The 16,597-nt window shown below is 42.3% G+C and carries 13 protein-coding genes and 1 pseudogene; 11 read left to right on the top strand and 3 right to left on the bottom strand.

Features of this window, described 5'->3' with window-relative positions; translation table 11 throughout:
- The first annotated feature begins 101 nt into the window (after positions 1-101).
- The 9 genes from G5T77_RS13540 (at position 102) to G5T77_RS13500 (ending at position 8,418) form a co-directional block, all read left to right on the top strand.
- Positions 102-1,043 (top strand): TauD/TfdA family dioxygenase, encoded by a 942-nt coding sequence (locus G5T77_RS13540; protein WP_171505607.1) that lies wholly within the window; start codon positions 102-104, stop codon positions 1,041-1,043.
- 118 nt (positions 1,044-1,161) lie between these two features.
- Complete coding sequence (locus G5T77_RS13535; RefSeq protein ID WP_166138960.1) at positions 1,162-1,866, top strand: Crp/Fnr family transcriptional regulator; 705 nt, start codon at positions 1,162-1,164, stop codon at positions 1,864-1,866.
- Positions 1,867-1,976: 110 nt separating this feature from the next.
- Positions 1,977-2,192: a TOBE domain-containing protein gene (locus tag G5T77_RS13530; RefSeq protein WP_159124130.1), complete on the top strand. Its 216-nt coding sequence runs from the start codon at positions 1,977-1,979 to the stop codon at positions 2,190-2,192.
- Between the two features lie 13 nt (positions 2,193-2,205).
- Positions 2,206-3,693: a hypothetical protein gene (locus G5T77_RS13525; protein ID WP_166138958.1), complete on the top strand. Its 1,488-nt coding sequence runs from the start codon at positions 2,206-2,208 to the stop codon at positions 3,691-3,693.
- Positions 3,694-3,717: 24 nt separating this feature from the next.
- A complete protein-coding gene (locus G5T77_RS13520) occupies positions 3,718-4,785 on the top strand; it encodes an ABC transporter substrate-binding protein (protein WP_166138954.1) in 1,068 nt (355 codons plus the stop codon).
- A 27-nt stretch (positions 4,786-4,812) separates the two neighbouring features.
- Positions 4,813-5,667, top strand: coding sequence for an ABC transporter permease (locus tag G5T77_RS13515; RefSeq protein WP_166138989.1), 855 nt, complete (start codon positions 4,813-4,815; stop codon positions 5,665-5,667).
- Positions 5,668-5,677: 10 nt separating this feature from the next.
- A complete protein-coding gene (locus tag G5T77_RS13510; protein WP_166138951.1) occupies positions 5,678-6,439 on the top strand; it encodes an ABC transporter permease in 762 nt (253 codons plus the stop codon).
- Positions 6,440-6,457: 18 nt separating this feature from the next.
- Complete coding sequence (locus G5T77_RS13505; RefSeq protein ID WP_166138948.1) at positions 6,458-7,270, top strand: ABC transporter ATP-binding protein; 813 nt, start codon at positions 6,458-6,460, stop codon at positions 7,268-7,270.
- Positions 7,271-7,605: 335 nt separating this feature from the next.
- Positions 7,606-8,418 (top strand): ABC transporter ATP-binding protein, encoded by an 813-nt coding sequence (locus G5T77_RS13500; RefSeq protein ID WP_166138945.1) that lies wholly within the window; start codon positions 7,606-7,608, stop codon positions 8,416-8,418.
- 149 nt (positions 8,419-8,567) lie between these two features.
- On the opposite strand, the gene G5T77_RS13495 is transcribed toward G5T77_RS13500, so the two are convergent.
- The 3 genes from G5T77_RS13495 to G5T77_RS13485 all read right to left on the bottom strand — a co-directional run bounded on the left by G5T77_RS13495 (position 8,568) and on the right by G5T77_RS13485 (position 12,720).
- On the bottom strand, positions 8,568-9,935 hold the full coding sequence (locus G5T77_RS13495; protein ID WP_166138941.1) for an LLM class flavin-dependent oxidoreductase: 1,368 nt from the start codon (positions 9,933-9,935) through the stop codon (positions 8,568-8,570).
- A 162-nt stretch (positions 9,936-10,097) separates the two neighbouring features.
- Positions 10,098-11,462, bottom strand: a complete 1,365-nt coding sequence (locus tag G5T77_RS13490; protein ID WP_004780677.1) for an MATE family efflux transporter — start codon at positions 11,460-11,462, stop codon at positions 10,098-10,100.
- Positions 11,463-11,565: 103 nt separating this feature from the next.
- On the bottom strand, positions 11,566-12,720 hold the full coding sequence (locus tag G5T77_RS13485) for a methionine aminotransferase (protein WP_166138938.1): 1,155 nt from the start codon (positions 12,718-12,720) through the stop codon (positions 11,566-11,568).
- A 273-nt stretch (positions 12,721-12,993) separates the two neighbouring features.
- Between G5T77_RS13485 and G5T77_RS13480 the strand changes: the two are divergent.
- Positions 12,994-15,791 (top strand): annotated as a pseudogene (locus G5T77_RS13480) (type VI secretion system Vgr family protein).
- 15 nt (positions 15,792-15,806) lie between these two features.
- A complete protein-coding gene (locus tag G5T77_RS13475; protein ID WP_240904276.1) occupies positions 15,807-16,565 on the top strand; it encodes a LysM peptidoglycan-binding domain-containing protein in 759 nt (252 codons plus the stop codon).
- Positions 16,566-16,597: the final 32 nt, after the last annotated feature.

Genomic DNA, 16,597 nt, shown 5'->3' with positions numbered 1-16,597 from the left:
TGCATAAGAATGTCAATAAATTGACAGCGTTAGATAAGCCGATTCGGCATGATGATTTCACAGACCGAAGGTCGACATAATTATAGATAGAGGAAATGATCATGGCTTATGAATACAAACACATCCAGGTTCAACCAATTGGTGGCCGTATCGGCGCTGAAATCCAGGGCGTAAAACTGTCAGCGGATTTGGCTGATGAAGTGGTAAATGAAATCAACCAGGCATTATTGCAGCATAAAGCGATCTTCTTTAAAGATCAGCAACATCTAGATGATGTAGCCCAAGAAGCCTTTGCAGCACGTTTAGGCACACCGTTGAATCACCCGACTGTACCGGTAAAAGATGGCTCTGCACATATTCTGGAAATTGATTCACGCGGTGCACGTGCAGACAGCTGGCATACGGACATCAGCTTTATTGATGCCTATCCAAAAGCTTCTATCCTGCGTAGCGTGGTTGCACCCGCAGTAGGTGGCAATACCGTATGGGCAAATACAACCGCTGCCTACAATGATTTACCTGAAGAACTGAAAACACTGGCGGATAGCTTGCGTGCGATTCACAGCAACAACTTTGACTATGCTGCAAAAGTCAGTGTTCCAAAAGAAGCTTTGGAAAAATATAAAAACTACTTCAATTCAACTGAATATGAAACTGAACATCCATTAGTACGCGTTCATCCTGAAACAGGTGAAAAAACCTTGTTATTGGGCCATTTCTTTAAGAGCTTCGTCGGTTATAGCTCAAGTGAATCACGCCGTTTATTCGACCTGTTCCAAAGTTATGTAGAGAAGCTGGAAAATATTGTCAGCTGGCGCTGGAGTGCAGGTGATGTGGCGATCTGGGATAACCGTGCAACGCAACACCGTGCGATTAATGATTATGGTGACCAGCACCGTGTAGTACGCCGTGTAACTTTAGAGGGTGATGTGCCAGTCGGTGTGGATGGCCGTCCAAGCCGTGAACTGCGTAAAGATGTCAAGCAGGACATTAGCAACTTCCGCTATAACAGCGAAGACGGTATTTATGAAAAAGTTTCATAAGTAATTCTTATTCAATTGGAAACTTTGCATATAAATAGCTAAAGAATCAAGAATAAATGATTCGCCAGTCATTAATGATCCATCTAATATTTAAATAAAATATAGGGTGGATCATTTTATGAAAATTCATACTGCAAAAAATAATGTGGATTATGACATATTAAAAAATATATTTAAAAATATCTCTGAGGATAAGCTGGATTATATTTTAAAATATTCAACGATTCGAAAATATCAAAAAGGCGATTTGATATTAAATAAAGAAAATTGCCATACTGCTTTATATATATTGCTTGATGGGATTATCCAGATTGGATATTTAAGCCCATCGGGTCGTTTTCATGCTTTTAATTATTTCTCGGAAAAGCATCTAATTAACCTGCTTCCTTGCCTCAATACACAAGTGATTGATTATGATTATTATGCTTTTAATCAGGTCAAAGTCCTGCAAATTCCGCAGCATATATTTATAGAAGAAATAAATGATAACAATTACTTAAAGCAGGATGCTTTAAATATTCTCAGCCATCGGATGCAATATCTGATCCAGCAGGTCAAATTCCTGCAAGTCGCTAATTTACATCAAAAAGTATGCAAGGTTTTGCATGACCTTTCGATTCAGTATGGTCGATCTCATCCTCTGGGAACTGAAATTAAACTCAAGATCTCCCAGCATGATTTAGCAGATTTACTCTCTGCTTCACGCCAAACCATTAATAAAGAAATAAAGAATCTGGCAAGTCAAAACATTCTGGATTGGCAATATGAGAATATCGTGATTAAAAATAAGGAATATTTAAATTATCAGATTAACTGGATTTAAAATAATATTTTTAGATTTTATAAAATAATATATCAAAATCTATTTATATTATTTTTCTGCATATTAAAAATCATGCATATTAATTCCAACCAAAACAACAGGAATTAATAATGACAATTCAATCTATTAATGTGCGTAACCAGTTAAAAGGTACTATTCAAGAAATTGTAAAAGGTGATGTGGTTTCTGAAGTCGATGTGGTGACTGCTTCAGGTATTTTCACTTCGGTAATTACGACACGTTCTGTAGAAGAGCTGGATTTGCAGATAGGAAGTCAGGTGATTGTACTGATCAAATCGACTGATGTTTCACTGGCAAAACTGTAGGTGTGTCGATTGTATGAAGCAATATTTTAAACAAGGGGCAACGGTACTGACTCTGCTAAGCGCGAGTATTGGCTTAACGCATGCAGATGCGGAGGTAGGTCAGTTACAACAACAGGTCAGTCAACTCGAGCAGTCATTAAAACAATTAAAAACTCAGTTGGCACAGATTCAGAACCAGAACGAGGCCGTTACAGAAGCCACTACTGCTGATGAGGCTGAACTATCTGCTGATGCAGAAACTGAATCTGACGATGACCAAAGCTTTGTGACACGTGCCGAGTTGCAAGGTCTGCAAAGCGATCTGGAAAACTATAAATATCAGGTACAACGTGACCGCGATACCAAAACGGCATTATCAACACGTCAACTGCTGATTAATGGAGTCGTGCAGGCCAAAGCTTCTTATATCGATGAAGCACAGCGCACTCCACCTACGGGTACCAATACCGGGATGGTTGTTCAAGACCGCCATTCTTCATTTGATTTAGGTGCAGTCCAAATTGGTTTTATTGGCAATCTGTATAAAGACTATGAAGAAGGCAAAAACCTGGATTTCAATCTGCGTTTTGGTACTTCTCCACAGACAGGGACCAATAACAGTTATCTGAACTTATTGGATGCGCAACTGACTTATCACGTATTGCCAACCTTAAGTGCCGACACGGGGCGCTTGAGCGTTACTTTAGGTCAGCAACTGTTACCATTTGGCCAGGAAGTTCAGGCCACTGAAGACCTAAAACCTACCATTAACAATGCCTTGTTCAGTTTGCCGGGCCTAGGTTATGGACTGGCACTGCGTGAAGTCGGCTTGATTGTACGTGGGGATGCCTTACCAACCGTGGACTATGGATATAACTATCGCTCGCCAATGATTAGCTATGCCTTTGGTCTGGTGAATGGTAATGGAGCCAATAAATCGGATGACAATGATGACAAAAACTTTATTGGACGTCTGCGTTATACCTTGCCTGCGGAATATAACTCATGGCTGCGTGAACTGAGTTTTGGTCTGTCCTGGTATCAAGGCAAGAGCAATCTATTTGAAATTGATGGTACCAGCGCGGCCTTTGCTGGTAAGGGCGATGTGCTGCGTAAAGGCTTCGATATTTACTATAACCACCATCCATTCGGTGTGACCTATGAATATGTACAAGGTGAAGATGACACCTACATTTCACAAACTGCACAGACCTATAAGCGTGAAAGTGAGTCGCACACAGGTACCTTGTTCTGGAACTTTGGTGAGCAGTTTGTCAAAGGATTCCGTAATCAGGGCCGTTATGACGACTGGTGGCCAAAGTCTTACCAGGCCTTCTATCGCTATGACACCATTGATCGTGACAAGAATTTAGCCGATCAAACGGTTGATATTCACAGTCTGGGCCTGAATGCATTTTTTGCGGAAACCACCAAGTTTCAGATCAACCTGAACCATGTCAACAACGACATTACAAACAAGAGCTATAACGAACTGGTCGCACAATTCCAGTACGGATTCTAATTTTATATTTTGAGGAATTTTCACATGTTTAAATGGTCAAAAGTATTATTTGCTGGCCTTCTCTCTACAGCAACACTGGTGCCTGCTGTTCAATCCTTTGCAGCAGAAGCCAAACCGACCGTGATTCGCCTGGCATCTCCATTAGTCGGCAGCGGTAGCCGCCCGGTGGGCTACGGCAACTTTTATTCCACCACACAAACCTTAGGTTTGCTGGAAAAAGAATTCCAGAAAGACGGGATTAAAGTACAGTGGAACAACTTCAAAGGTGCAGGTCCTGCGATCAATGAATCTTATGCCAATGGCCTGGTAGATATTACCTGGCTAGGAGACTTACCGGCTTTGATTGGTAAGGCCAGTCGTCTGGATACCAAGCTGATTTTAGCGGGCGGTACACATGATAATACTTACCTGGTGGTTGCACCGGGATCATCAGCCAAAAGCTGGGCAGATTTAAAAGGCAAACGTATTGGTTTCTTCCGTGGAACCAGCGTGCATCTTGCTTTAAACCAGATTATTAAAAAACATGGACTTACTGAAAAAGATTTCCGCTTTGTCAATGTAGATGGTCCAGTCGGCTATTCAGCACTGGCAAGTGGTGATCTGGATGCTTTATTTACCAACCAGTCGATTTTCCCTGTGACTGATCGCGGTGTTGCCAAGCTGATTTATAGTTCTAAAAAGGAACCGGCACAGTACCAAAGTTCGGGTTATATTCTGGTTAATTCTAAATTTGAACAAAAATATCCTGAAGTCGTACAGCGCGTTGTGAATGTGCTGGTCAAACAGGCGGCTTGGGATTCGAACCCAGCCAATAAAACTGAATTATTCAAAATATGGTCGAAATCAGGCCTTTCCTATAACACTTTTGTGCGCGCCAATGATGGTGTGGATCTAAAACGTCATAGTGCTCCGATTCTGGATGCTTTCAACGTTGCTGTAATTAAGAAAAAACTGAAAGCGGGTCAAGACTTGAAACTGATTCGCGGCAATATTGATGTTGATTCCTGGATTGAGCCGAAGTATGTCAATAATGCTTTAAAAACTTTGAATTTACAGAACTATTGGAAACCTCTTAATGCCAATGGGCAATAACCATCATGCCCTTGAGGAGGTTGAGTGATGTTACAGGAAATCGAGCTTGAAACAGCCAAGACACCGCCACAGGACAGTGCTGCATCCAGATTGAACCGAAAAAGTATTCTGAATTTTTTAAAACAGAATCAGGTGTTCATATGGGGAATCGGAGTCATTTTCCCTATTGCGTTGCTCTATCTGTGGCATGTATCGGTAGAACGGAACTGGGTGAACCCTTTATTGCTTCCTGCACCTGAACTGGTCTGGGTGGCCTTGAAAGATCTGTATCAAACCGGCGAATTGTGGAACAACCTCAGTGTCAGCCTGAGCCGAATTGGCTACGGGTTCAGTGCCGGCATTATACTGGCACTGGCTCTAGGTCTGACTATGGGGCTGTCACGTCGAGCAGAAGCCTATATCTGGCCCACATTCAAAGCCATTAATCTGGTGCCCGTGATTGGCTGGATTCCATTATTAATTTTACTGGTCGGGATTGATGAAGCCCTCAAGATTATTCTGATTGCTAAAGCCGCGCTGGTGCCGATGACCATCAATGTATTTAAAGGCGTGCGCAATATTCCACAGCAATTGACTGAAGTCGCGGAAGTTTATCAGTTGAGCACCTGGTCCAGATTTAAAAATGTGGTTCTGCCGGGTGCTTTTATCAGTTTTATCGGTGGTCTGCGTTTATCTCTGGCAAGTTCATGGGGCGCTCTGGTTGCAGTAGAACTGCTGGCTTCAAGTGAAGGGATCGGCTATGTGATGGTCTATGGCCGTCAGATTTTCCAGCTCGATGTGGTGATGGCAACTGTAGTAGTGATTGGACTGGTGGGATTTGGCTTTGATGTCATTATCCGCCTCATACAAAAACAGTTCCGTGGCTGGGATCAGGCTAGATAGAGAGAACATCATGAAAAAAATAGATTATCGCGGCTGGGTCATTCCTCTGGTTCTGTGGGTTGCCTGGTTGATCGTGACCGCAAAACAATGGGTTGATCCTGCTTTGCTGGCACCGCCAGCTGCTGTATGGCAGGCCTTTGTAGAAAGCTGGCAGGCAGGCGAGGTGACAGAAAACATTATCGCCAGCCTACTTCGCAACACGGCAGGGTTTATTGCCGGTGGAGTGATGGGTGCAGTGCTGGGTTTGGCCCTGGGTCTAAATGTCTGGCTGGATCGAATCTTTTCTCCAACACTGAATGCCATTAAACACGTGGCTGTATTTGCCTGGATTCCACTGATGATCATGTGGTTTGGACACGGTGAAGTTTCAAAAGTGATTTTTATTGCCTTAGTGGTGTTCTATCCGGTGTTCTTTAATACCTATGACGGGGTCAAGAATGTGCCGGTCAAAATTAAAGAAGTGGCGCAGATCTTCCAGCTCAGTCCGGTACGTACTTTTTTTAAAGTGATTTTACCCGCAGCAGCCCCAAGTATTTTTGCCGGTTTGAATATTGCGCTGGTATTTTCATGGGTGGCGACTGTGGGCGCGGAGTATTTTTTTGTGTCCTCGGTTGGCGTGGTCAATCCAATCATGGACGGACAGAACCTGTTCCAGATGGAAGTGGTGCTATATGGCATGGCCATTATTGCGATTGTCGGGCTGTTATTTTCCAAGGCAGCACAATTCTTTGAAAACTATAACTTACGCTGGCGTCAGGCGGCCAATAAATAAAAGATGTGAGATAACAACATGAATCAACAGGTGAATATTAAGGGTCATGTCGAGATCCAGAAACTCGACAAGTTCTTCCCTAAAGATGGGGAAGAGTTGCAGGTATTAGATCAGATTAATTTGAATATCCAGCCAGGCGAGTTCATTAGTATTGTCGGTAATAGTGGCTGTGGTAAATCAACCTTATTGCGGCTTTTGGTGGGCCTTGATGCCGAGTTTCAAGGCAGTATTTTGATTGATGGCAAACCGATTCAGGGCACCAGTCTGGATCGCGGTATTGTGTTTCAGGATCACCGTTTGTTCCCTTGGCTGAGTGTCGAGCAGAATGTAGCTTTAGCGCTGGAAAAATCAGGCCTGAGCAAAGCCGAAAAGCAGGAACTCATTGATTATCATCTGGAACTGGTGCAATTGAGCCAGTTTAAAACTGCCTATCCAAGTCAGCTGTCTGGGGGGATGAGCCAGCGTGTGGCAATTGCACGTAGTCTGGTGAATCGTCCACAAATTTTATTGCTGGATGAACCTTTTGGTGCCTTGGATGCCTTGACTCGGGCCAACTTGCAACAGGAATTACAGCGGATCTGGCAGTCGGAAAAGATCACCTCTATTCTGGTCACCCATGATGTAGAAGAGGCGGTATTGTTAGGTGATCGCGTAGTGGTAATGCAACCCCATCCGGGACGAATCAAACGTATTGTGAAAGTGGATCTGGAACGTCCGCGTAAACGTGAAGACTACCGTCTGGCGGCCATTAAAAATGACATCTTGCTTGACTTCCAGGATCAGGTCGAGCTTGTGCCGCATGAATTAGAACAATATAAATTGGCCTGGTAAGCAGAGCCAATTGGATACCCGCATTCGCGGGTTTTTTATTGCCCTAAGCATTGTTGCGATTTGGTTGTTCGGAATATTTTAAATAACGTTTTCTAGAAGAAAAAATTTTAAGTTATTGAAATATATAATTTTATATCTAGCTATTAAAATCTATACATGCTTTTGATAACCAAATAAAAAATCAAGATAACTCCTTACCCTAAACTCTTTTATAGTCAAAAGAGTCCTATTTTCAGCAGATCTAAAAGAGACAGAAATTTATCCAAGTTCATAAACAGGATAGATCTAGTCTAGAACAATCATTAAATATGTATTGCAGCAAAAGGTGAGGAAAAATGACGGAGCACTCTCAATGTAGAATCACGATTCAAAATTTATATAAAAGTTATAGCACCGCACCAGATCAGCAGACCCAAGTCCTCGAAGATATTAATCTGGATATTCATGCAGGTGATTTTGTCAGTGTGGTAGGGCATTCTGGCTGCGGAAAATCCACCTTGTTACGTTTACTGATGGGCTTAGAGCAGCATCAACAGGGTCAGATTCTGATTCAGGGAAAACAGCCAGCTGAACATCTTCCAAATCTCAGTATTGTCTATCAGGACCATCGTCTATTTAACTGGCTCAGTGTGACGGAAAATATCCGCATGGCCTTACATCAAATCCCTTTAAGCAGAGAAGAGGAAAACCGAAGAATTCAGGAACAGCTGGAATTGCTGCAACTGACACCATTTAAGGATGCTTATCCATCACACTTGTCTGCTGGGATGAATCTGAAAGTGGCAATTGCCAAAAGCCTGGTTACTCAACCGGATATTTTATTATTAGATGATCCTTTTGCTGGACTGGACGCGCTGATGCGTCATCATCTGCATGAAGAATTACAGCGAATCTGGAAAGCCAAAAAAATTACCGTGATTTTAGTAACCCAAGATATTTCGGAGGCTTTATTGCTGAGCACTTTAGTTGTGGTAATGCAGGCTAATCCTGGGCGAATCGAACAGGTTTTAAAGGTGCCCCTATCTTATCCACGCAAGTGCCAGAATATGCGACTACAGCAGTTGAAAAAAGAAATTCTAAAAGTATTAAATTTTTCGACTATAAAGGATCAGTCGCTACTCACAAGTTCTAGCCAGTTTTGCTGGTAGGCTAGGGTGTTCATTCATTTCAAGTTATACAGAGATCAGCAGCAATAAACCTCGCCCATATTTGTCATTTTCCCTAGTACCAATTACCCGAGTGGTGAACTGAAAGAAATAAAAAAATGCCCTATCAGGCATTTTTTATAATGGCTGTTTTAAGAGGCAACCGCAGTATTTTGTTGCGCAATCACATACTGATTTTCTGGACGTTTCAATCCTAAGTTTTCACGCAGAGTTGTGCCTTCATATTCAGTCCGGAACAAACCACGGCGCTGTAGCTCGGGTACGATGAAATCGACAAAGTCATTCAGACCGGCAGGTGTCGTTGGTGGCAAGACATTAAAACCATCAGCCGCTTCATTTTCGAACCATTCCTGTAGCTGGTCGACTACCTGTTCAGGTGTCCCGATCAGCGTCCAGTGACCGCGAGCAGAGGCAATATATTCATATAGCTGGCGAATGCTAAAGTGATGCTTCGCTGCAATCTCGAACATCATTTGCTGACGGCTAGACTTGATCTCAATATCTTTGAGAGGAAATGGGGCGTCCAAATCATAGTTTGAAAGATCAATATCACCTGCCAGACCAGACAGTAAGCCTAAACCGACATCTGGATGAATCAGACGATTCAGTAACTCATATTTTTCTTTGGCTTCCTGTTCGGTTTTAGCTACAAAGACAGAGACCCCCGGCATTACTTTTAGATCATCCGGATGACGACCATATTTAGCCAGGCGTCCTTTGACATCACGGTAGAAGGCTTGGGCATCAGACAGGCTTTGCTGAGCGGTAAAAATCACTTCGGCATATTTGGCGGCCAGCTCACGTCCATCTTCAGATTGGCCCGCCTGAACAATCACTGGATAGCCCTGTGGCGGACGAGGGACATTCAGTGCACCCTGGACATTAAAATATTTGCCGCTATGCAGAGGTTCATGCTGTTTAGATGCATCAAAGAAATGACCGCTTTCTTTGTCATAGAGGAATGCATCATCTTCCCAGGAATCCCAGAGCTTCTGTACAACTTCAATAAATTCATCCGCGCGCTCATAACGGACTTTGGCATCCGGATGTGCACTGAAACCAAAGTTCCGCGCGGTTTCAGCAGATATAGTGGTGACGACATTCCAAGCGGCACGACCCTTACTGATATGGTCTAAAGAGGCATATTTTCGTGCCAATAGATACGGTTCTTCATAGGTGGTCGAAGCAGTGGCAATAAAACCAATATTTTGGGTGACGGCTGAAATCGCTGCGAATAAGGTAACTGGTTCAAAGCCCACGACTTTATCGCTATAACCGACATTCTTATTATGTTTGGAAGCGCCATGACTCCAGTTGACTGCCAGACCATCTGCAAGGAAATAGGCATCAAACAGGCCGCGTTCAGCAGTTTTCGCTAATTCAATCGCATAATCAATGCTTAAATGATCCTGAGGAAGAGATTCAGGATGGCGCCAACCTGCTGCATGTTGCGAAGTCGTCGGAATAAAAGCACCCAGTTTAATTTGTCGTTTAGCCATGAGAAGACCTTATGTTTTTATGCAATACACTGCTTATAGCAAGGATCTTCATAGCTGAAAAATATAATAAAAATGAATCCATATAAAAAATATGGATTAAGCAGGAAATACGCTCTTTAGAGGTGGTTTACTAAGGTTTATCCAGTAGTTCAGGCCGGAAGATTAAACCAGTGCCTCGATGGTCTTTTTCTTCCAGATAAACTGGTAATACAAGCCTTGCATAATACAAAGACAGACAAAGGCAAGGGCATAGCCATACCAGATCCCTTGTAAGCCCCACCAGCGGCTGAACATATAGGCAGCTGGTACTTCAATGCCAATAATGGCAATAATATTGATCAACATCGGGACTGTCACTGTGCCACTGGCCCGCATGATCGAAGCAAAAATTGCGCTAGCACCAAAGAACAAAATCGACCATAGGACAATGAAGAGAAGTTGCTGACCCAATACCACGACTTGCGGATCAGTGATAAACAAAGCCATCAGATATTTAGAAAACAGATAAGCCAGAATTACCAGACTACCTGTGAACAAGATATTCATACTTAAGGCAGTTCGAGTCACTTTATTGAGCAAATCATTTTTACCAGCACCAATGGCCTGTGCCCCAAAGACGGAAGCTGCAATGGCAATAGAAAGAGCAGGGAACTGAATATAATTCAGCACCTGATTCACGGCACCATAGGCCGCTGTTGCTTCTGCGCCATACCGGTTAACCAGACCCACAATGACCAGACCAGCGACTGAAGTTGTGACCATTTGAACCCCGGTTGGAATACCTAAGCGCAGGATAATCTTGCTGAGCTGGGGCTGATGACGGATATCTTTGATCAACGCCCAGTCTGGTCTTAGAGGATGACGCTTATAATTTAAATAGAGAATGAGAAATAACAGAACAGCCAAGTTGCCCAGAATGGTTGCAATTGCTGGAGAGATGATCCCCATTTTAGGAAAACCGAAATAACCGGCGATTAGGACTGGTGTCACCACTAAGCCAACGCCAATCGTCAAAGCAGAGGCAAACAGTGGGGTAGTACTGTCTCCGACCCCACGTAAAATTGAAGTATAAATAATATAAATAAAAATCAGTGGGCTACCAGCCAGCATCCATTGCACATAAGGCAAAGACAGGTGCATCACATCCGGATCTGTACCTAATAATTGCAGGATATTTTCAGCAAAAAATACACCCAATAGGGCAATCAGACTGCCCCCAATTAGCGTCATAAATAGAGTTGAGCCAACTACACAGCGCACTTTTTCCAGGTTTCTGGCGCCCCAAGCTTGTCCTACCAGAACCGTAGAACCTGCAGAGAGACCAATCACAAAGGCCATCAGACAGAACAGGATCGGGAAAAATACTGCCACAGCTGCAATCGCTTGCACGCCGAGCATTTGCCCCACAAAAACAGTATTAATCGTACCGGACAAACTTTGCAGGATGTTGGTAACCACCAGCGGTAACAGGAAAATAAAAAATGTTTTCCATAAATTCTGCTGGTGAACCAATGCTTGCTGTGCCATATGACATCCTGTTCTTGATTTTTCATATATTTATCAGGACTAAATTATCCTTGATCCGCATCAAGAACGCCTTAGCTTTTCAGTAACCAATAAGTCTATTTTTTTAAACTTTGGAAAGAATATGTGCTGCTTCTATTAAGGTTTCATCTTTTTTGGCAAAGCAGAAGCGTAATAAGTGTAAATCTTTAGGCGGCTCCTGATAAAACGCTGATACCGGAATCACCACAACACCGTGTTGTTCTGCCAGATAATGGCACATCGACAGTGCATCCAGATCAGGACGAATTTCACTGTAATCCAGATTCTGGAAATAGGTGCCTTGTGATGGCGTCCAGTGAAAACGGGAATCTGTCAGTGCATGATTAAACAAATCCCGTTTGGTCTGATAAAAACCGGACAGCTCATGGATATGTTCAGAATGTAGCTGCATATATTCGGTCAGAGCCACCTGAATTGGCGTCACGCCACAGAAGCTGACAAACTGGTAAATCTGTCTGAACATCTGCATTAGAGCTGGCGGTGCAACACAGAAACCAGTTTTCCAGCCGGTCACATGAAAGGTTTTACCAAAAGAACCAATCACAAAACTGCGTTCACGGAGTTCCGGAAATGATGCTGCAGAATGATGACGAACTTCATCAAATACCAGATGTTCATAAACTTCATCAGACAGAACTACAATATTGCGATCACGAATCAGTTCAATCAGCTGTTGCCAGTCTTGCTCTGTCCATACCGTTCCGGTGGGATTATGCGGTGTATTCACTACAATCATGCGGGTACGGTCATTGATTGCATCTTTGACCTTATTCCAGTCCACAGAAAAACCAGGATATTCTAGAGCGATATGTACCGGTTTGGCACCGACCAGCTTCACGCTTGGCGCATAGCTGTCATAACTGGGATCAAAAATAATGACTTCTTCACCTGCTCGTACCGTTGCCTGAATTGCACAGAAGATTGCAATCGTTGCGCCAGGAGTAATGGTGATTTCATCTACCGGATCTAGAATGAGCTGGTCACGATGCTGATAAAGATCAGCGACCAGCCCACGTAATACTGGTAAACCATCACCCGGTGCATATTGGTTAAAACCATTTTCAGCTGCCCGACTGAGGGCTTCAATCAATTGCGGTGGAGCAGGAAAATCCGGAAAACCTTGTGACAGGTTAATTGCCCCGAGTTTTTGTGCCAAGGCCGACATGGTACTAAAAATGGTGACGCCCAGATTGGGGAGTTTAGAATGTAACTCAAGCATGTCCTTGGCCTCTGGCTTATCCTGTAATCGAGGATGATGTAGGAGATATAAAGTATTCGGCTTTCAGTGTAGCAGTAAGTGAATCGGCAAATAATCAGAAAAATTGAAAAGGTTGAAACAGAATACATCTTCTATTTCATAAGCATAGAGGATATAAGGTCAGGTTAAGGCTATTCGTGGTTAATTCATGTGAAATAAATACCAAGATGGATTGTTCTAAGCTTATTCCCTAAAATCAGTGCGATAAAAATAACCTCAAATAATAATTATAAAATGCTACAGAGTATTTATACGGTGCTTGAAGGCTTGGGTCTAAGCTCACAGAAGCGTGCACTTCATCTCCGATTTTCTAATGAAATTTTAAATTCTCAGGTTCTGATTCAGCATATTGAAGGCAGGCACTGGATCAATGAGGGGCTACATGCTGAATTACTTTGTCTATCCACCCATCCTTATATTGCCTTAAAACAGTTTATTGGCTGTCAGGTTGCTGTTGATCAGGTCACTGATCAAGGTGAGCTTTTCCGGACTACAGGTATCATTACCGCAGCTAAACAGGGGCATAGCGATGGTGCTTTAAGTGTCTATCAGCTGACTCTCGAAGATGCGACTTCACTTTGGCATAAACGCCGTAATAGTCGTGTGTTTTTGAATAAAAGTGTCAAAGCGATTAGTGAAATTCTGTTTACTGAATGGCAAAAGCGAAGTGGCTTATTTGCGAGAAGTTTAAGTTTGGATCTTTCCGGACTAAACCGTGAATATGATGTACGGCCATTGGTCATACAGTCCAATGAAAGTGATTATGACTTTCTGACCCGCTTATGGCGTAGTGAGGGCATTAACTGGCTGATTGATGAAAAGGAATTAATTGTTTCAATATCAACCCAAAACATTCAGCCACAAGTCCTGTGTCTTGTTGATGAGCAGCAATATTTTCAAGCCTTAAAACGCCGTTCCATCCGCTTTCATCGCAGTCATGCAACTGAGCAATTCGATACTATCACCAGCCTAATTGCTGAGCGACAACTTGTACCAAACAGTGTTGGATTGCAACGCTGGCAAGCTATAGATCGGGAGCAGGAGCAAAACCAGCAGTTGGTGAATATTCAGCAGAGTAGTGTTCAGGATCATACCAGTTTAAATCTGGAAGATGTCTGGAACATCAGTCCAGCTTGGACCAGTGATCTAAATAGAGAAGATCAGGCTACATCATCCAGTCCAGCTCAACTGGATCAACTCAGTCAGCAACTTAGTCACTTTCATGCCATGCAATCCAAATATTTTAAGGCCAGCAGTAGGGTTCGTGATGCCCAAGTGGGTTACTGGTTTGAACTGCATCATCATCCCGAAATTGATCAACATCCGCGCAATGAGCGTGAATTTTTAATTTTGGGCAAGCATTTTTATAACCAGAATAATTTACCGAAAGATCTTTTGCTACAGCTGGATCAGCTCATGCAGTCCAGTCGCTGGAAAGTTCTGGATGACGAGAGACAAGGCAATGAGCTGTATTTAATTCGTCGAGATATTCCTGTAATACCTGAATATCATCCACTACAACATCGGCCCGTGGCCTATCCACAACGGGCGAAAGTGGTAGGGCCTGAAGTGAAACTATTTATATTGATGAATGGGGACGCGTGAAAGTTCGCTTTTTATTTACCCGTAGTGAAGATCATCAGCATGATGGTGGTGCTGGCGCCAATGATAATGACACTGATTCGGCCTGGGTAGATGTGCTAACGCCATGGGCAGGCGAAGGTTATGGCGCCCGATTCCATCCACGTATCGGGGAAATTGTAGTGATTGATTTCTTCGAAGGAGATATTGATCGTCCCTTCATTGTTGGACGTATTCATGAAGCTGAACGTTATCAAACTATGTTTGATAAGAAGGGGCAGTTGCCATTCACTAAAAAACTAAGTGGTATCCGTTCTCAGGAAGTAGATAGCGAGGGTTTTAACCAGCTTCGCTTCGATGATACAACTGGACAGATTAGTGCACAGCTGCAAAGTAGTCATGGAGCCAGTCAGCTAAATTTGGGAAATCTAAGTCATCCAAAAGAAGATGAGGTCAGCTATGGGCGTGGTGAGGGCTTTGAGTTAAGAACAGATCAATGGGGAGCACTTAGAGCGGGAGCTGGATTGCTTCTTTCTACCTATAAACAAGAAAATGCCAATGCCAATCACTTAAATGCCAGTCCTGCGAAAAGCCAGCTTGAATCTAGTTTGAATCATAGTAAGGCTTTAAGTGAGATTGCCAAAAATCAGCAAACAGATCCCTTAGAAGGGTTAGATCATCTGAAAAAATTTCTGGATCAGATTGAACAGCAAGATCAAAGCAAGGCTGAAACCTTTAAACAAGCTTTAATGCTGCTGTGTGCACCGAATTCAATTGCACTCTCAACTAATGAAGATCTGTATCTTTCAGCTGATCAGCAGATTAACCACAGTGCTGCGGATAATATTAATTTTTCCACACAGAAATCTTTGATTGCCCACGCTCAGGACAAGATCAGTTTGTTTGCAGCTCAACAAGGATTAAAAGCCGTTGCGGCAAAGGGGAAGGTCGAACTCCAGGCCCAAGATGACGCAATAGAAACAATTGCTCGTCAAAAAATAAAAATTATTTCGACTGAAGAACGAATTGAAATTATAAGCCCTAAAGAAATTGTGCTTACTGCTGGTGGTTCTCAGTTAAAGATTAATGGACAGGGAGTATTTAGTACTACAAGTGGGAAGTTTGAGTGTAAGGCTGGGAAGCATAGTTTTATGGGGGGAGCAAACGTAACGTATGAAGTACCTCAGCTTCCCAACAAGCCTTTATATAGCAACAGACTGGATGTATATGATTTATTTTGGCAATCTGACTTCAGTACATTAACTTATAAAGCTTTTATTCCAGAGACAAATTCATATATATCAGGTCAGCTTGATGAGCATGGTCGTACTAAAAAAATGACTACAGCAGATCCTTCTAAGATTGAAGTTTTAGTAGGCCTTAATGATGATTGGGAATTAAATGTTCAGGGTTATGATGTAGAAGATTTAATAGAACATAATAATAACTAGGATATAAAAACAAAAATGGTGAATAAGTCTTTAGCAACCATACAAATTTTAGATTTATTGGGTAACCCAATTTCTAAAGTTCAATATGAAGTTAAAAATAGTAAAACAGGCCAACATGTAGTGCGTGGCTTTACCAACTCTAAAGGATGCCTATACGAGATTCAAAGAGATAAAGGAACAGTTTTAGATATTTACGTCAAAAGCCTTTTTGGCATAGGTATGAAAAAAGTTCAGACATTCACAATGTCGAAAGATCGTATGCTTGTCACGGTAATTAGCCCTAAAATTCTATTGGATTTAAAAACAGTTGATAATAATGGAAGTCAGGGAAGTTATAAGCGTAAAACACATACTATTGAAAAGGGTGAAACTTTATCATCTATTGCGCAGAAATATCAGACCACAGTTCGAGCACTTGAAAAGCTGAATAGAATAAAAGATGCTAATAGAATTAGTATAGGCCAAGTAATTAAGCTACCAGTTAATACACCTGCAACAAGGAATAATATTAGTACGAATAAAAAAACGAGTACTCAACCAATAGAAAAAAGTAAAACAGAAGATAAAAAAGTTGCTACTACGGCAGATACAGGCATTGCTACTACATTTGAAGAATACCAAAGGAAAGCGTTAGAACAACTTAATGAATGGTATGAAGAAGGGAAAAAAGCACTTTCAGAATCGGTAAAAATTGATATTACAGAAGACCGTAGCCAAGAGAGTGGAACACCTAAAACCAATACCAAAAATTTGTGTGAAAATAATCCTCAGTAGATCTCTTTCAAAAATCAAAAAACGATCTTCTT

Source organism: Acinetobacter sp. GFQ9D191M (genome assembly GCF_011174875.1).
Taxonomy (GTDB): Bacteria; Pseudomonadota; Gammaproteobacteria; order Pseudomonadales; family Moraxellaceae; genus Acinetobacter.
This window is presented reverse-complemented; position numbering and strand designations above follow the sequence as displayed.